The organism is Paraglaciecola arctica, assembly GCF_018861065.1.
Classification (GTDB): Bacteria; Pseudomonadota; Gammaproteobacteria; order Enterobacterales; family Alteromonadaceae; genus Paraglaciecola; species Paraglaciecola arctica_B.
Map to the genome: position 1 here is coordinate 188,891 of NZ_JAHKQO010000002.1, position 18,107 is coordinate 206,997.

The 18,107-nt window shown below is 40.4% G+C and carries 16 protein-coding genes; 12 read left to right on the top strand and 4 right to left on the bottom strand.

Annotation, left to right across the window (positions count from 1 at the left end; genetic code table 11):
• Positions 1–69: 69 nt before the first annotated feature.
• Positions 70–837, bottom strand: coding sequence for a class I SAM-dependent methyltransferase (locus KO534_RS01080; protein WP_215926294.1), 768 nt, complete (start codon positions 835–837; stop codon positions 70–72).
• Positions 838–912: 75 nt separating this feature from the next.
• Between KO534_RS01080 and gloB the strand changes: the two genes are divergently transcribed.
• The 3 genes from gloB (at position 913) to KO534_RS01095 (ending at position 4,492) form a co-directional block, all read left to right on the top strand.
• Positions 913–1,683 carry a hydroxyacylglutathione hydrolase gene (gloB, locus tag KO534_RS01085; protein WP_215926361.1) on the top strand — a complete coding sequence of 257 codons (771 nt, stop codon included), beginning with the start codon at positions 913–915 and terminating at the stop codon, positions 1,681–1,683.
• Between the two features lie 92 nt (positions 1,684–1,775).
• Entirely contained in the window at positions 1,776–3,446 is a 1,671-nt protein-coding gene (locus tag KO534_RS01090) for a lytic transglycosylase (protein ID WP_215926296.1), read from the top strand.
• A gap of 20 nt (positions 3,447–3,466) precedes the next feature.
• Positions 3,467–4,492, top strand: a complete 1,026-nt coding sequence (locus KO534_RS01095; protein ID WP_215926298.1) for an ion transporter — start codon at positions 3,467–3,469, stop codon at positions 4,490–4,492.
• Between the two features lie 89 nt (positions 4,493–4,581).
• Here KO534_RS01095 and KO534_RS01100 read toward each other — a convergent pair whose 3' ends face one another.
• Complete coding sequence (locus KO534_RS01100) at positions 4,582–5,040, bottom strand: hypothetical protein (protein WP_215926300.1); 459 nt, start codon at positions 5,038–5,040, stop codon at positions 4,582–4,584.
• 193 nt (positions 5,041–5,233) lie between these two features.
• On the opposite strand from KO534_RS01100, the gene KO534_RS01105 reads away from it, so the two are divergent.
• Positions 5,234–5,935, top strand: a complete 702-nt coding sequence (locus tag KO534_RS01105; RefSeq protein WP_215926302.1) for a hypothetical protein — start codon at positions 5,234–5,236, stop codon at positions 5,933–5,935.
• Positions 5,936–5,961: 26 nt separating this feature from the next.
• On the opposite strand, the gene cysS is transcribed toward KO534_RS01105, so the two are convergent.
• The gene (cysS, locus tag KO534_RS01110; RefSeq protein ID WP_215926303.1) at positions 5,962–7,341 is read right to left on the bottom strand and encodes a cysteine--tRNA ligase; all 1,380 of its coding nucleotides are present in this window, start codon (positions 7,339–7,341) and stop codon (positions 5,962–5,964) included.
• A 161-nt stretch (positions 7,342–7,502) separates the two neighbouring features.
• Here cysS and ppiB point away from each other — a divergent pair, with 161 nt between their 5' ends.
• Together ppiB and lpxH are read left to right on the top strand one after the other, a co-directional pair.
• On the top strand, positions 7,503–7,997 hold the full coding sequence (gene ppiB / locus KO534_RS01115) for a peptidylprolyl isomerase B (RefSeq protein ID WP_215926304.1): 495 nt from the start codon (positions 7,503–7,505) through the stop codon (positions 7,995–7,997).
• 85 nt (positions 7,998–8,082) lie between these two features.
• Positions 8,083–8,826: a UDP-2,3-diacylglucosamine diphosphatase gene (gene lpxH, locus KO534_RS01120; RefSeq protein WP_215926305.1), complete on the top strand. Its 744-nt coding sequence runs from the start codon at positions 8,083–8,085 to the stop codon at positions 8,824–8,826.
• A gap of 186 nt (positions 8,827–9,012) precedes the next feature.
• On the opposite strand, the gene KO534_RS01125 is transcribed toward lpxH, so the two are convergent.
• Complete coding sequence (locus tag KO534_RS01125; RefSeq protein ID WP_007618104.1) at positions 9,013–9,219, bottom strand: cold-shock protein; 207 nt, start codon at positions 9,217–9,219, stop codon at positions 9,013–9,015.
• A 303-nt stretch (positions 9,220–9,522) separates the two neighbouring features.
• Here KO534_RS01125 and KO534_RS01130 point away from each other — a divergent pair, with 303 nt between their 5' ends.
• From KO534_RS01130 to KO534_RS01155, 6 genes are all read left to right on the top strand, one after another.
• Positions 9,523–9,915 (top strand): BlaI/MecI/CopY family transcriptional regulator, encoded by a 393-nt coding sequence (locus KO534_RS01130; RefSeq protein ID WP_215926307.1) that lies wholly within the window; start codon positions 9,523–9,525, stop codon positions 9,913–9,915.
• On the top strand, positions 9,908–11,143 hold the full coding sequence (locus KO534_RS01135; RefSeq protein WP_215926309.1) for a M56 family metallopeptidase: 1,236 nt from the start codon (positions 9,908–9,910) through the stop codon (positions 11,141–11,143). The genes KO534_RS01130 and KO534_RS01135 overlap by 8 nt, the downstream gene beginning before the upstream one ends.
• Before the next feature lie 23 nt (positions 11,144–11,166).
• Positions 11,167–11,850 carry a hypothetical protein gene (locus KO534_RS01140; protein WP_215926311.1) on the top strand — a complete coding sequence of 228 codons (684 nt, stop codon included), beginning with the start codon at positions 11,167–11,169 and terminating at the stop codon, positions 11,848–11,850.
• A gap of 177 nt (positions 11,851–12,027) precedes the next feature.
• Positions 12,028–13,467 (top strand): efflux transporter outer membrane subunit, encoded by a 1,440-nt coding sequence (locus KO534_RS01145; RefSeq protein WP_215926313.1) that lies wholly within the window; start codon positions 12,028–12,030, stop codon positions 13,465–13,467.
• Positions 13,460–14,773 carry an efflux RND transporter periplasmic adaptor subunit gene (locus tag KO534_RS01150; protein ID WP_215926315.1) on the top strand — a complete coding sequence of 438 codons (1,314 nt, stop codon included), beginning with the start codon at positions 13,460–13,462 and terminating at the stop codon, positions 14,771–14,773. Before KO534_RS01145 ends, KO534_RS01150 begins: the two co-directional genes overlap by 8 nt.
• Before the next feature lie 49 nt (positions 14,774–14,822).
• Positions 14,823–17,951: an efflux RND transporter permease subunit gene (locus tag KO534_RS01155; protein WP_215926317.1), complete on the top strand. Its 3,129-nt coding sequence runs from the start codon at positions 14,823–14,825 to the stop codon at positions 17,949–17,951.
• Positions 17,952–18,107: the final 156 nt, after the last annotated feature.

Here is an 18,107-nt window from a genome sequence, read left to right on the forward strand (position 1 = left end):
GCCTCAAGGGCCGAGGTTAGAAAGTCTATCAAGGCGGAGTAATTTGCGATTATAAAAAGGTAAAGGCGCTTACTTTTCGTTTTTTAGAGTCGTTTCTACTTGCATAGCACCGCTTCTGACACTTGCACCTACAGGTGAAAATTTAGTCTTAGCCTTCCAGTTTGGTTTAATTAACGATAATGGAATTTCTCGTTTTCGGGCCACGATCACATACATAGATGTGAACACTGACAAGTTTTGATGGCACCACAGGTTCCATTTGGAAGGTGCGTTAAATTTTCGATGTAAAAATAACTCATTAAACAACAGGCGCTTTACGTCGACTACTTCGAAACCTAACAACTGCAACCAATCCTTCACCCTGGCGCAACTAAAAAATCGAGCGTCGTGTAATACACTGCCTTTATTGAAGGGTAGATATTTAAAAAGTCCACATAAACTTAAAGGATTGAACCCCGTTATGATCAAATAACCGTTAGGCATAATGGTTCTATCTACTTCACGAAGAATTTGATGGGGATCATTGGCAAAATCCAACTCGTGAGCCAATAAAAATGCATCAACAGAGTTTTCGCTTATTGGTAAATCGGCTGATGATGCCACTATGTTGCTATAAGAATGCATTTTTGAAGTGATATTGATTTGATGTTTTATAGGGCAAGAAGGCAGCTCAACCTGACTACTTAAATTGCCTAAACGAACCAAGTGATAACCAAAAAACTTCCGGCTTACTTCGCTAATTTGAGTTTCAATCAAAAATTTAAGATCTTCACCTAAAGGTAAATCTCGCCATAACTCTGGTTGAATAGGATGTTTATTGATTAACGCTGGTCTCATATAATTTATGGTACTCTAAAAGCCATAAACTGTTAAACCTAATATTTTGAATGAAGGCGCACTATGTCTGTAAACATGACCGTGAACATTTTTCCTATTAAGGCATTTAATGATAATTACATTTGGGCCCTCGATAACCAAACTCACTGTATTGTTGTGGATCCTGGTGATTCAGCGCCGGTTCTAGAATTTTGCAAAAAAAACCAACTAACCCTTTGCGCAATTCTCATTACTCATCATCACTGGGATCATACCGGCGGTATAGACGCCCTAGTTTCGCGTTTTCCTGGCATTCCAGTGTACGGACCACACAACAAAACAATTAAACAAATTACCCATCACTTATCACAAGGTGATCGGATAGTACTGCCCAAACTCGATATAGAGTTTTCGATTATCGAGGTGCCAGGGCATACCTTAGATCACATCGCATATTATGGTGATAGCGGATTATTCTGCGGCGACACGTTATTTTCAGCTGGTTGTGGGCGTTTGTTTGAAGGCTCACCACAACAGATGTTTACTTCTTTAGCCAAATTAACTGCACTTCCAGCCAATACTGCTGTCTATTGCACTCACGAATATACTTTGGCAAACATAGCATTTGCAGAGGCTGCAGAGCCAAACAATCAAGCTTTACTTGAATATAAGCAATGGGTTAAACAACAAAGAAAAAATAACAATGCCACTCTACCAACGAGTATTCACAAGGAATTAGCGATAAATCCGTTTTTACGTTGTTATAGCCAAGAACTTATCAGCAATGTTAGCCAGAATATGGGAGTCGAGGTAACATCAGAGCAAGACGTTTTTGCTTCGTTAAGAAGCTGGAAAGATAACTTTTAATCAGTAAACTAAACCACGATGGCAGCCTCATTTGCGGCATCGACTAAAAAGATAATAACAAATGAAAAAAATTAATAATTAAAGGAAACACTTTGCGTTCACATACACTCCTATCTTTAGCCCTAGTTGGTTCTTTGTCTGCATGTACTGCAACATCACCAAATGAAAATCAGGCAAGTCAGCTTGAGCAAGAACATCAAATAGCTGAGCAAATTTTAGTCTCCTGCGAGCAATCTAAAGAACAAGCTGAAGATCATTTTGATTGTGAGTCGGCTCAGTCTGGCACCATACCTATCACCCATCCTGTTGAACCGGTAGAAGTAGCGGTTGAGGTACCCGAAGAAATAGTCGAAGCTGCCGCTGAAATTGAAATTAAAGATTTATGGCATCGGGTACGCAGTCAACTTAGGTTTTCATTTGAAGATAACAAACGTATTGCCGCTCAGCGTAATTGGTATCTTCAACACCCTAGTTATATGAAACGTGTGGCTCTAAGAGCCAAACCTTTTTTACATTTGATAATCGAAAAAATTGAACAACAAAATGTGCCTATGGAGTTAGCACTATTACCTATAGTAGAAAGTGCATTTGATCCTTTCGCCTACTCTCATGGGCGCGCAGCGGGAATGTGGCAATTTATCCCTTCCACAGGTAAACGTTTTGGAATGAAACAAACCTGGTGGTACGACGGGCGTCGTGACGTTTTAGCTTCTACCCAAGGCGCAATTGATTATTTAAACTATTTAGTTGAGATGTTTGATGGCAATTGGTTACACGCATTGGCGGCATACAATAGTGGCGAGGGCCGCGTACAACGAGCCATTAGGAAGAACAAAAAAGCGGGAAAACCTAGTGATTTTTGGAATTTAGACTTGCCCAAAGAAACCCGCGCCTATGTCCCCAAGCTACTCGCATTAGCCGACATTTTGGCAAATAGTGAAAAATACAGCTTTGATTGGCCAGTCATTGAAAACATTCCATTAACTGAAGAAGTTTTGGTAGGCACTCAGATAGACTTAGCCCTAGCCGCTGACATGGCCGGACTAACAGTTAAAGAATTACACGCACTCAACCCTGGATATAATCGCTGGGCTACGGATCCCCATGGACCGCATCATTTATTGTTACCGGTAGACAAGGTTGCTAACTTTCTTGATGAATTAGCCAAAACTGATAAATCTGAGCGCTTAAATTGGGTAAGACACAAAGTAAAAGGTGGCGATAGTTTGTTAAAACTCGCCAAACAATACCACACGACCACCGAGATCATTGGCCAAGTCAATGAGCTAAAAAGTAACGTAATTATTGCCGGTGAACATCTGATCATTCCAGTGGCACTAAAGTCCTTAGATTCTTACTCTTTGTCCCAAGAACAACGTTTAGTGACAACTCAATCAAAAAAAGGTGGCAGCTATAAACTGACTCATAAGGTTAAAAGCGGCGATACCTTTTGGGATCTAAGCCGTGAATATAAGGTCAACTTAAGACAACTTGCTAAGTGGAATGGGATGGCACCTACCGACACATTACGCCCAGGTAAAGAACTAGTGATATGGGTTAATGATGTAACTAAAGGGCAACGCGATGACGCCGTCATGCGCACACTTACCTACACTGTTCGCAGTGGAGATTCACTGGCACGCATTGCTGGAAAGTTTAACGTTAAGGTCAGCGATTTACGAAAATGGAATCAAAGTAAACTGAAAAAGTATCTACAACCAGGACAGAAATTAAAAGTGTTTGTCGATGTAACTCGTACCTAATAAAACGCGGTTGAAAAATAGTGCTTAACTTTAGTTATTCTAAACTTAAATCTAGCCACGAAGGACCGTGGATAATGCTCGATTTATTGATGCTCACTTTGCTGATCATCAATCTAATTTGGCTGCTATTTGACGGCTTGTTTGGCACTCAAGCGTTCAAGTCAATATTAGACTCCATATCACCGGCTCTTATCTCAGCCTATACTCCTGTGCACAACAACTTTGTTCTCTACGATTTAGCTTTCGTGATCATATTTTTGACCGAGTTTTGTGTTCGTTGGGTGGCAGCTGTTGTTCGCAAAACTTATGTTCGTTGGTATTTTTTCCCCTTTATTCATTGGTACGATTTAATAGGTTGCATACCATTAGGCGGTGCCAGAATATTTCGATTCTTACGAATTTTTTCAATATTTTATCGACTTCAAAAATACCAAATCATCGATTTACGCAACAGCGCAATCTATCGCTTCACTCTATTTTATTACGATGTATTGGTTGAGGAGCTCAGTGATCGAATTGTGGTTAAAGTGTTGACTGATGCACAAAAAGACATCGCCGCAGGCTCCCCATTAATTGATGATATTAGCAAACAAGTCTTGGCTACTCGTTTGCCAATTTTGACCCAATGGTTGTCGTCAATCATGGTACATATAGGCGAGTCCATTGAGCACAACAACCATGGTGAATCAGTTCGTAATCATGTTCAAAAAAGTGTTGGGAAAGCCGTGCGTGGTAACGCACAAGTATCGACTCTGAAAATATTACCTGTGCTTGGAACAACAATAGAAAAAACCCTTGAACAGTCTGTCACTGATATAGTGACACAATCAATTATTAATTTATTGAAAGACATTACCCCAGATAAAATTGATGATTTTGTGGAGCATGGATTAGGTCGTTTTTCCAACGAAGACCATATGCTCGACCAAGAAGTGTTAATTATCGTTAATGAGTGTTTGGAGTTAGTTAAACAACATGTGTCACAACAGCGTTGGAAGGATTCGTTTTCCAGTCAAAATAACTCGCAAGACACGTCAGTTAGTTAAAAAGGATACCGTAGGTTTAATCCCAAAGAGTCAATATGCTAAAAAGCAACGAGCGAATGACACTCATTGCTTTATAAAACCAAACACAATTAAACCGTTATGTTAATCAAAGATTCGCCTTCCGATAATCCAAATTTTTCTGCAAGTTGCGCAGTGATACTGGAGTTATCCGTGGCAGATTGGTCTTTTTCTTCGAACAAAGTTTCAAGATAATCCACCGCATCAGTCAAGTCTAAATTACTTGAACCACTAGGTGGTGGTGGCTGTCCAGATTCGGACGGTTTGGCACCAGCTAAATCACCAATTTCTCTAGCGTCGAAGCCTATTTCAGAAAGTTTGTCTGCAAAGGCCGAGTTTGGAGCAATACCTGCTTCGGAAAATGCTTCAACTATGCTGGCAGCATCGCTTTCCGTAAGGTTATCAGCATCATAACCCGATAGAGTTTCTTCGATTAGCGATGTTTCATCGTCACTAAGACTAGACTGACCACCCGCGCCAGGAGGTGGTGGTGGCGGGCGGAAGTTTGTACTACCTATTGAATCAACCATACGTTTTTCCTTTTAATTTGAATTATGAATAAACACTCAAACATGATCACCCCACCCCGTTAACCTCGAATAATCATTTAAGCTAAGGTAGGTTAACAAATAGTCAGACATTGAAATGTGCAAACAATGTGCAAATGAACCATTATTCATGGGGTTAGTCCAAACGTTTACCTTAAAATGAATTGGTGACAATTTGAAACTTAACCTTAAATTAATATTCATTATTGTGCCGATATGTACAGTCTTACCGCTGTCAGTTATTACTCATGAATTAGGGCACGCTCTAACCGGTGACGCATTAGGATGGGATCGCCCCACTATTTCCGTTTGGCCGGGTTGGCAGGTTTATCCCGAATTTAACAGTTCAAGCCAAGCAAATTGGCCGAGCAACGCAATAGCTCAAACAACATTTAGTTTTCATAGCACACAGTTAAGGATTGAAAACAGCCCAGCTTATCAAGCTCAAAACATTCAGTTTCAACCAGCAGGCATCGTTACTTCTGTTTCTGTGAGCGAAACAGAGAGTGCTTGGGTATCATTGATGGGCAGTGGTCTCAATTGGATATTATCAATTTCTGCATTGTGCGTTTTAGTGTTATTCAAGAACAATAAGACTATTCTAATTAGCTGTACGCCTTTTGCGCTGCTGTACTACGATTTAGTTTTTTATGCTTTATTGCCAACATTTTTTGGATTACGACATTGGATATGGTGGGGAAGTCATCATGCTGAACCACTCTTAGCAATGACACAATTAGGGGTGAACCTAAATCTGGCAGTGGTCACTATCTGTCTAATCGCTTTATTACAGAGTGTGCTCACTCTAAAAGTGCTGACTGCACAATTCAATGGAATTAACTTACGCAATCAGCACTCATACGATTTTTATTGTTGATTCAACCTCTAGACAGCTCGTGTTTTTTAACCGCGCCTCCATGTTGTGCCATTTTCTCCGTCTTCCAATACCACCTTTAAGGCGTTTAGCGCATCTCGAGCTGCATCGGCCGCCGCCCAATCTTTACTGGCGCGAGCATCGTTACGCGCTTTAATCAACGATTCAATTTGTGCGACATCATCTTGTTCGCCACCTGCTGCACCTTGCAAATAATCGTTTGGAGATTGTTGCAAAATACCAAGTATATCAGCCAATTTTATCATTATACCGGCCAAATCGGCTGCTTGTTGCCCCGTAGACTTATTAATTTCTTTCGCTAAATCAAATAACACAGCAAAGGCTTCGGGGGTATTAAAATCATCATCCATCGCCTGATTAAAACGAGATTGATAGTCCCCCATAGCGACATCTACATTCATATTAGGTGTCACATCTCGCAATGCTGTATATAAACGCTCTAACGAAGCCCGGGCTTGCTGAATAAAACTATCTGAGTAACTTAATTGGCTACGGTATTGGGCTGACATTAAAAAATAACGCACGGTTTCAGCATCATAGATATCCAATACATCACGTAAAGTAAAAAAGTTGCCTAGGGATTTGGACATCTTTTCTTGGTTGACTTGAACCATACCTGTATGCATCCAGTAATTGACGTAAGGTGTGTCAAATGCACAGCAAGATTGGGCCACTTCATTTTCGTGATGTGGAAAAATCAGGTCAGAACCTCCCCCATGAATATCGAAATGTTTACCTAAATGTTTATGATTCATCGCCGAACATTCAATATGCCAACCGGGACGACCATTGCCCCAAGGCGACGCCCAAAAAGGTTCACCAGGCTTGACTGATTTCCAAAGTACAAAGTCTAATGGGTCACGCTTTTCATCTACGACTTCAACTCGCGCGCCAGACTTCAGTTGATCTAAGTCTTGCCGTCCTAACTTTCCGTACTCGGGAAAAGTATTCACCTCGAATAACACATCTCCGCTTGACGCTTGATAAGCATAACCTTTATCAACAAGACGCTGAATAATATCAATTATTTCTGGAATGTGAGTGGTAACCCGAGGTTCAACATCAGGCTCAAGCAAACCGATTGCAGCAAAATCTTGATGCATACGGGCGATGGTTTTTTCAGTAAATTGCTCGGCTGTTAATCCTTGCTCATTTGCTCTTGAGATAATTTTATCGTCAACATCTGTGATATTACGAACATAATTCACGTCAAGTCCGCGGGATCGCATATAACGTACCATTAAGTCGAAACTCAAATAAGTACGAGCATGACCCACGTGACAAACATCGTAAACAGTAATGCCGCATACATATAACCCCACTTTACCTGCATGCAATGGTTTAAATTGCTCTTTCTGACGGGTTAATGTGTTGTATATATGTAACATTGAATTAAAATCCTCTGGAGAGTAACAGTCTAAAAAGAGGGATTCTATCACCCAGAAACCAGTGCTGCATCTGCCAATCACCCTTAAAGCCTTAAAAATTCATGAGTTTTAGGCTAGAATGCGGTGATTATTTTTATCTTGCTAATTTAAGGATCTATTTCATGGTTAAAATCCATACTAATTATGGCGTTATCACCCTGACTTTGTTTGCCGACAAAGCACCAATAACCGTTGCCAACTTTTTGGACTACGTGAAGGAAGGTTTTTATGACAACACTATTTTTCACCGAGTGATTGACGGCTTTATGATCCAAGGCGGAGGATTTGAGCCAGGTATGGATCAAAAAGAGTGTAAAGACACTATTCAAAACGAAGCAAATAACGGTTTAGAAAATAACCTTGGCACTGTCGCTATGGCCCGTACCAACGAACCTCATTCTGCAACTGCACAATTTTTTATCAATGTTGGCGATAATAGTTTTTTAAACTTCCGCAGCGAAAGTGGCGATGGTTGGGGATACTGCGTTTTTGCTGAAGTATCTGAAGGAATGGACGTAGTTAACAAGATTAAAGCTGTCGCTACTGGCAACTCTGGATATCACCAGGACGTTCCTAAAGAAGACGTGGTTATTCAAAAGGCTGAAATAGTCGAATAAAAACCCAGCGCTAGTTTCTGTGGGGTTAAAATCAGTGATTTTAACCCCACTTCTCCCTTAGTTTTATTTTATCTCTGACTATCAAATGACGTTTCCAGAAAATAAGCCTTTTACATATTTTATCTCTGACCTGCATTTATCAGCAAACAGAGATGATATCAACCAGTGTTTGTTTGAATTTTTGCGGGAGCAAGCTCCCAAAGCAGAGGCTTTGTATGTGTTAGGAGATTTATTTGAAGTCTGGATTGGTGATGACGACCAAAACGATTTTACTTTACGTATTGCAAACGCATTTAGTGCTCTAAATCAGTCTGGGGTGCCAGTGTATTTTATTCATGGCAATCGCGACTTTTTAATTCGTGAACGTTTTGCAAAACAAGCTGGATTGATAGTTTTACCAGAACAACAAGTAGTAGATTTGTACGGTGAGGCAACGCTGATAATGCACGGTGACGAACTTTGCACTAAAGATATTGACTACCAAGCGTTTCGCAAAAAAGCTCGCAGTTGGTGGTGGACAAGGATCATGTTGAGCCTACCACTAGCGTTACGGCGAAAGCTTGCGAAAAAAGGAAGAGCAACTAGCCAACTAAAACAATCAAAACTCAGCGCTGAAATTATGGATGTCACGCCTGAAGAAGTCGTAAACTACATGGAAAAGTATGCGGTAAGACGACTTATCCACGGTCATACACATAGACCTGCTATCCACGATCTCGTAATAAATGAGCAATCAGCTCAACGTATTGTACTTGGCGACTGGTACGAACAAGGCAGTGTATTAAAGGTATCCGCAGGGAATATCGAACTGACGTCAATACAGTTTTAAGCTTTTTTCTACGGTAACTAAAGTATGGGTATTACAGGGATATTGCTAGAATAAAACGCTGGGGAAATTCTTGAAACGCGATGGTTAAACATGACATATTGAAAATCAAATAGCGAGGACCTTAACGAATCGTTGTTAAGATCCAGCTCAAACATCGAGCCTAAATCGCTAATTTATAAGCGGTTCTTATAAAGGAACTACTTTATTGGCACAAGGACCTTTTTGACCTTCACCTACTTCAAACTCAACAGCTTGGCCGTCAGTTAAAGTTGCGTAACCGCCGCCAGCTTGAATTTCTGAATGGTGAACAAACAAATCTTTGCTACCGTCTTCTGGAGCGATAAAACCGAAACCTTTATCTGCATTGAACCACTTTACTGTACCTTTACTCATTTTGAACTCTCTTCTTGTAGTGAAATAGTTTAATTCCCCTAGCGCTATCACCATCACGCGAGTGGATATTGAATTACGGAGTTAGTTTAACAGCTTAGTTACAAAATGTCGGAATAATTTGAACTTTCTGGCTTAAATATTTGATTCGCACCTAAAGGCCCCTCTCCCCCGCAATACTTAGCAAAGCCCAAAAATCCAAATAATTCAATTTAAACCCTTGCAATCTTTGATTACACATGTAATCTTAAATCACTGATTACAATTGTAATCACAAAAACCTATTATCTATTAAAAGAAATGCTTATGACTACCGACACAGAAAAATCAGATATTAGTAAAACCGAATTTGAAGTACTCGACGCCCTATGGAAGAAATTTCCAGCGACTGCCAGTGAAATAATTCAACGTTTAAACCAAAACAAAACATGGCATGAAAAAACCGTTAAAACCTTGCTTAGTAGGTTAGTGAAAAAACAGGTTATCGATTTCAACAAACAGCAACGTAGCTATTTGTATTTCCCCTTGGTTGAGCGTAGTACCTACAACCAAAAAGAAAGTAAAAGTTTAGTAAGTCGATTATTTGGCGGAAAAGTAGCGCCTTTAGTTGCAGGCTTTGCTCATTCAGACGCTTTATCCAAAGAAGACGTCGACGAACTCAAGTCACTAATAAAACAATGGGAGAAAAAAAATGACTAACTGGCTGCTTGAGCAACAAATGGCAATTAGTTTATTGCTGCTAATTCTGATTACATTAGAAAGAAAAGCAATCAAGAGTTTAGGAGCAAACGTTATCTACGCCCTTTGGTTATTAGTGCCGTTACTACTGATTGTAAATAATCTCCCACAAGATGTTATTTTGATGGACGACCAGTCTATTTACCGGCACATAGTGTCAATTGGCGCAAATACTACGCCACAGAACCTTAGCTTTAGCTGGGGGTTGATATGGGGATTGGGTAGCCTTAGCATTCTAACTTTTGCAGCCTTTTCACAATGGAAAATAACCTGTTTAACTCGCTATAATTCCCACAAAGTTGAACTGGATATAACGCTTCCCAACTCCTTGACTGTAGTGAGCAATTCTCAATTAACGGGGCCAATTTTGAGTGGCATAATCTCCCCGACTCTAGTCCTTCCCAGAGGCTTCCATAGCCAATTCACTAAACGACAACAACACCTAATGATTAGCCATGAATTAGTACATTTCCATAGAGGTGACAACTTATACAACTTGATTGCCTTAGTGTTTGTGGCGATATTTTGGTTCAACCCCCTTACATGGTTAGCCTACCGAGCATTTAGACGTAGTCAAGAAATAGCCTGCGACGCCGTGGTTTTAAAACAAGCAACGACTCAAGACAAAATAAGCTACAGCAAAGCATTATTGCACTGCGCTGAGCGTTCACTTCACAGTTTTGCTATTTATTCACCCTATGGAGAAAAAAACACCATGTTTAAACGTATCGCCAGCATCAAAAACCCAGCAAAAATTAAACCGGCATTAGTTGGTTTGTCAATCGCATTAAGCAGCACTTTTCTTGCTGGAGTCGCATTAGCGAATTTGGCTGAAATGACACATAAAATAGATAATCCTGAAACGGCGCATCCTGTCACCAGAATCGAGCCCAAATACCCCGTTAAAGCCGCTCAAAATAACCAAGAAGGTTCTGTAATATTACAGTTTGATATTGCCAAAGATGGCTCAACCGAGAACGTAAAGGTGCTCGAGTCATTCCCACAACAAGTGTTTGATAAGGTATCGGTTGCTGCCTTAAAACAATGGATTTACAAACCCAGAATTCAAGGTGGACAGGCTCAAAGACAAACAGGTTTAACTGTGCAATTAGATTACAGGATGGATATTGTTAAAGACGACCTATCACCTAAAACTTCTAGTGTTGAAAAAATTAAAGTCCTTCAGTAAGTCATATAAAGGCCGCTAATAGTTTGAAGTATTTAATATTGGTAGCCTTACTGATTTGTGGTTGTAGTCACACTACTGTCCATCTCTACTCCCGCTATTTATCAAAAGCACAAATAGTAACAATTAATAAAGAACTGAAAGACGCCAATTTTGAAGTAAAAGTTAACAACTTGGCATTTCCTGAGTCTGTGACTCAATCATCGATAATTTATTCACCCGTTCTTAATGACCAAAACGCTGTTAACAAGGTCGTTAATAAACTAGGTGATATAGGATGGGACATACATTACAGCAGTATGTTATTCATCGACAAACATTGGTATCGACAAAATTCAATTGCCCTATTACTCGTGCCTTTGGGAGTAGATCCTCAGAAACAGAACAGTCAAGGTGTCTGGGCTAACAAGTACCACAGTCAAAATTGTGAATTTGACCTTAGCATTAATCTTAATAAAAACGGTGACTATAAAATTGAATCCAGCACCGATACTGCCTTCAACCAAAGCTACGCAACTGGAATGTGGAATATCGATGTTTTCCCATATTTAGAACTTCGCTCTCCGGATTCGAAATGGAGTGTTTTGTTTTCGTTATCGAACTATGTACACACCGACTTACTTGGCGAAGTGAATATTTCACAATTAACCCCAATGGATAATTACGCCTGGTTTGCTGGCTGTACATTTGTCTTTGGTATTCGTAAATAGCTTCACACTGTAAAAATCAACCAAGTTAGACCATTGTCCTCATACGAACAATAATTGGTAAATTCTCAGCTTAAAGAATCAAAATTTTGCGATGAAACATCGATAAATTAAGTTAAATGAAAATGAGTGTAAAAGTTGTGTAAAGTCGGCTTCACGTGATCCACAATCACTTAGACTATGCTTCGATTTTTCTATAGGTATAAATATTCTGTGAAGTTAACTCCCTCATTATTAATAGCGGTTTTGCTTTATGGTTGTGCCAGTTCCAGCCAAGTAGACAAACAACTTAGAAGTGCCAACGTGCCACAAAATTGGCAATTCAGTGAGAAAACAATACCCGTTGCAGGTAATTGGTTAGGTCAATTTAAGCAACCTAAGTTGAATTTAATGGTTGATGAAGCCTTACTTAACAACCAAACTCTTCGCCAAAACGCTTATGACGTGCAAATTTTAGAACAACAGTTGCTTCAAGCAGACGCTGACTTTTGGCCAGATCTTGATTTGACCCTCAATACAGGTCGCTCCAAATCAATAAATGGGGTTATTAGCAATAACAGCTCAGTAGAACTTGAAAGCAGTTATGAACTAGACATTTGGGGCAAGTTATCTGCAGCGCAAAAACAGGCTAATTTGAACTACTTAGCCGCTAAAGCCAATTATGAACAAAATAGGCAAACATTAGTCGCAAACGTAGTGACTTCTTGGTTTGATTGGATTGCCGCAAAACAGCTATTAGCTCTGTATGAACAAAGAGTTAAAAACGCCCAGCAAAATTTAGACATTATAGAATCTGGCTACCAACAAGGCATTAATGCAGCGCTAGACGTTTATTTGTCAAGAAATGAATTGAATACTGAGTTGTCTAATTTGGCTGAACAACAGGTAACACAAATACAAGCTACGAGAAGTCTAGAACGATTATTAGGTCGATATCCCGACGCCAGCTTAACTAATGAACAATTATCATTACCATTATTAACCAATGATATTCCAATAGGCATGCCCTCAGACATAATTAGTAGAAAACCTGAGCTATTGAGTAGTTGGTACCAAGTATTGGCGCAAGATGCTGGCTTGGCATTTGCCCATAAACAACGCTTTCCAAGTATCTCGCTGAGAGCTTCTATATCTGATAGTGCTGATGAATTAAGTGATTTATTATCAGGTTCGTCGCTAGCATGGTCGTTATTAGGAGGCTTAACGGCCCCCCTTTTTAAAGCTGGAGACCTCAAGGCCATAGAAGAGATAGCTCGGTTGCGACTTAAGCAACAAGAACAGATTTATCTGGATACTTTGTACAACGCATTCTCTTCAGTAGAAAATGCCATCACCACAGAAAATAGTTTAAAACTTCGCTATCAAAGCACATTAGCCGCACAACAAAACGCTGATGCGGCTGAAACATTGGCTTTTGAGCAATATCAAAGAGGTTTGGTGACTTATACAACTGTATTGGAAGCACAAAGCCGTTCCTTTACCGCTCAAAGTGCTTTAATACAAATTAAAAATCAATTACTCGCCAATCGCATTGTATTGCATGTTGCTCTAGGCGGTGATTTTACTGATACCAATAATTTACAAGATAATAAACAAGAGGATGTGTTAATCAATGAGTAAGGTAAAAAAGTGGTTAATACCGCTAGCTATATTAGTGATCACCTTGGTTATCGCGAAAATAATCTTTGATAATCCTCCACAAAGTAAGAGAGGGGGTCCATCTGGCGCGTCACAACTAACTGTCGAAGTGACACAACTTAAACCTGAGCAATATACTGTTGTAGTGGATACTTTTGGCACAGTACAACCTAGAACCCAAAATGCTTTGGTCGCTCAAGTGTCAGGTCAAATTAACCATGTGAGTCCTCAATTTAAAAATGGTGGCTTCTTTTCCAAAGGAGATGTGCTACTAACTCTAGATCAACGGGACTACCTAGCTGATGTAAAAATAGCCGAAGCGGGCCTACTGTCAGCCAAACAAACATTGTTAGAAGAACAGGCCAATGCCAAACAAGCCAAAATTGATTGGGAACGATTAGGTAACAGAGCAGAACCAAGTGATTTAGTCTTGCGAAAGCCACAATTGGCAGCTGCTCAAGCTAGCTTGTTATCTGCAGAAGCCACTTTAACTATCGCCAAATTAGCGTTAGAAAGAACACAGGTTACCGCCCCGTATGACGGTAGAATACTTGAGCAACTAGTGGATTTTGGTCAAGTAGTGTCGGCAAATACACAGGTGGCGGAAATTTACTCTACAGACTCAGTTGAAATTCGTTTACCTATAAACAACAGTGATATTGATTTAGTTAATTTTCCAGAAGAATACCGTTCCAGTAATAATTTACAGTCGATTATAGAAGCCCGTTTTACCTCTAGTTTAAGTAAAAACCAATCTTGGCTAGGTAAAGTAATTCGCACCGAAGGTGCAATTGACAGTAACGCCCAGCAACTTTATATCGTGGCTCAAATTGAAGACCCATATAATCCGCAATTGCACCCAGGTCCTTCTATTAAGATAGGACAGTATGTGAATGCTGAAGTACAAGGAAAAACTCTTGATGACGCCATAGTTATAAGCAACAGTGCTATTTACCAAGGCAGTTATGTTTACATAGTTGAAGAGGGTTTATTGAGAAGACGGGATATCAGTATACGTTGGCAAAACAGTCAAAGAACGATTATTGAAAATGGATTAAATGCAGGCGAATATTTAGTGACTACCCCTTTAGGGCAAGTCAGTTCTGGAACACGCGTCAGTATAGCCGGTGAACAACAGCGACAAGCTAAACCTTCACCAGATAGAGAAGCTAAACTGCAACAGATGGCTAAAAAGATGGGGCTCACAGTAGAAGAACTTCGGGCGAAACGTGCAAATAAACGCGCTGGTACCGGCCCTGAAGCAACATCGTCTCAAAGCAGTCTCTAATGACTATTTATTTTATTGCTTCCTTATTTCCTAAGATTGGAGAACGAACATGATTGCTTGGTTTGCCCGAAACCATGTGGCCGCTAACTTGCTAATGATCACTATTTTATTTGCTGGTATTTATAGCCTTACTAGTAGAATCCCTCTCGAAGTGTTTCCGTCATTCGAAACTGACACTATTAGTGTCTCAGTAACCCTGCGAGGTGCGACTCCTGAAGATACCGAATTGGGTGTGGCTATTTTGGTGGAAGAAGCAGTACAAGATTTAGAAGGTATTGAACAGATTATCAGTGTCTCCTCTGAAGGCTCAGCTAGAATTAGCATAGAGATAGACTCTGATTATGACGCAAGAGAATTACTAGCGGATATTAAGTCCAGAGTCGACGCTATTAATAACTTTCCTGCGGATGCTGAAAATCCAGTAGTATCCTTAGCGCAACGTACACGCGAAGTGATAGCGGTGACTATCTCAGGAATATACGGCGAAAAAGAAATCAACGAATTTGCCGAACATGTACGCGATGATTTATTACGTATTCCAGGAATTACTCAATTAGATTTATCAGGAGTACGTGACTACGAAATAGCCTTAGAAATTCCTCAAGATCGGTTGCGTCAATATGGTCTAACTCTAGCCGAAGTTTCAACTGCGGTAGCCAATTCAAGTAGCGATATTTCCGCTGGCAATATAAAGACCGACGGTGGTGATGTATTAATTCGTTCCAAAGGCCAAGCGTACCGCAAAGATGAGTTTGCTGACATTCCTATAAAAACCAATAGTGACGGTTCGATTCTGCGTTTAAAAGATATTGCCGACATTCAAGATGGTTTTGAAGAGACCCCTGTACGTACACGTTTTAATGGTAAACAAGCAGCCTTTATAGATGTGTATCGAATTGGCCAACAAAGTGCCGTAGAAGTAGCAGATAAAGTTAAACAATATATTGAAGACAAGCAGCCTTTGTTGCCTGAAGGTTACGAGTTAAGTTATTGGGACGACGATTCACAAATCGTAAAAAATCGTATCGCTACCCTAAGCGGCAGCGCACTGCAAGGTGGCATATTGGTATTACTTTTACTGACGTTGTTTTTGCGTCCTGCCATTGCATTTTGGGTCTTTATCGGGATACCTGTGTCTTTTATGGGAGCCTTCTTAGCTATGCCCTTTTTTGGGGTGACATTAAACGTCATGAGTTTATTTGGGTTTATTTTAGTACTGGGTATAGTGGTGGACGATGCCATTGTTACCGGGGAAAACATCTATACCCACCTACGAACATCAGAGTCTGGTGAAGAAGCCGCGATCAAAGGTACCTTAGAAGTCGCCACCCCTGTTACCTTCGGTATTTTAACTACAATCGCTGCCTTCCTACCATTTGCCTTTATCGAAGGAAATCGTGGAGCCTTATTTGCGCAAATCCCTGTGATCGTGATCCCAGTATTGTTATTTTCATTAATCGAATCAAAATTTGTTTTACCTTCGCATCTCAAGAATATCAAATTGCGTAACCAAAAATCCTCAAAAGGTAACCGCTTAGAACAGTGGCAACAACGTTTTGCCGATGGATTTGAACGTGCCATCTTACGGTATTACCAACCTCTTTTAGGCTTCAGCTTACGTCATAAGCTGGCGACACTGGCCGTTTTTATTGGCACATTTTCAATCATTATGGCGCTACTGATGAGCGGCTGGACGAAGTTTGTGTTTTTTCCTCGCGTTCCAAGTGAAACAGTCAGGGCCAGTTTAACCATGACTACTGGCACTACATTCGAAGTCACTAATCAGTTCATAGTTAAGATGTCTGAAAAAGCCGAAGAACTTCGAGATAAGTACGTTGACCCAGATACAGGGCAAAGTGTGATCCTTAACGTACTCGCGTCTACCGGTGGCCGAGGAGGTGCGTCTAATGTAGGTTCTGTTCGATTTGAAATCATTCCTCCTGAACAAAGAGAATCCTCAATCACCTCTGCCGAATTAGTGCGTGAATGGCGTGATCTCATAGGCCCGATCCCGGGAGCGGAAAGCATTACCTATCGTGCAGAGTTGGGGCGCTCATCAGACCCAATTGATGTGCAATTAAGTGGTAATTCACAAAAAACGCTGCAAGAAATTGCCGATCAAATAAAGGTTAGACTTGCCACCTACCCCACAGTATTTGAGATTGCAGACAGTCTCTCTGACGGTAAAGAAGAATTACAAATTGAGTTAACTCAACAAGGTAAAGCACTAGGTTTGACCCGAGTGAATGTATCTAATCAAGTTCGCAACGCGTTTTTTGGCAGCCAAGTGCAGCGAATTCAACGTGGCCGTGACGATGTGCGTGTTATGGTTAGGTTACCCATCGAAGAACGACGTTCGTTATCTGATTTACAAAACATTCTAGTACAAACGCCTTCTGGTGGTTCGGTGCCCTTATCTCATGTGGCAACCCTAATTCCAGGTAAAAGTCCTTCACAAATTCGACGTATAGATCGTTTTAGAACCGTGAGCGTAACCGCTGATGTTGAAAAGACTAATACTAATATGACTGTGTTACAGGCAGAGTTAGCAGAATACGTTCAACAACTGGTTAATCAATATCCAGGGGTAACATGGAAAATGGAAGGTGAAGCCCGTGAACAACGAGAGTCTTTTTCTTCATTAGGAGTCGGCTTGTTAATGGTTTTCTTTGCTATCTATCTACTGCTAGCCATTCCATTTAAGTCGTACATTCAGCCCATTATTGTCATGAGTGTTATCCCATTTAGCATGATAGGTGCGGTTATGGGACATTGGTTGATGGGGATGGAACTGACAATCATGAGTGTGCTCGGCATGTTAGCGTTAGTTGGCGTGGTGGTGAACGACTCATTAGTATTAGTGGATTTCATCAACAAGAAACGTCTGGAAGGTGGCACACTAATGGATGCGGTATTAACAGCCGGAGCATCAAGATTTAGGCCTATTATGCTCACGAGTTTAACTACGTTTATCGGCTTAATGCCATTGCTATTCGAAAAATCAACTCAAGCACAATTCTTAATACCTATGGCGGTATCTCTAGGCTTTGGGATCTTATTTGCGACTTTTATCACCCTAATTTTAGTCCCTATTAACTATATGTTAGTAGAGCGACTTAAGGGAAATACCAAGGATAGCACCCTGATTTCCAGCCCTACTGCGGTTCAAATAAGTTAAGTAACGACAATAAAAAAAGCTAAGACATAACCTGTCTTAGCTTTTAAATATAACTATGCTCCTTGTATCTTGCGGGGAGCTACTCAGTTGGAAGCTGTGTATATTCAAATAAACTGTAATTAGCCTCCCTATAATAAGACGCAGTTAAAACTCAAT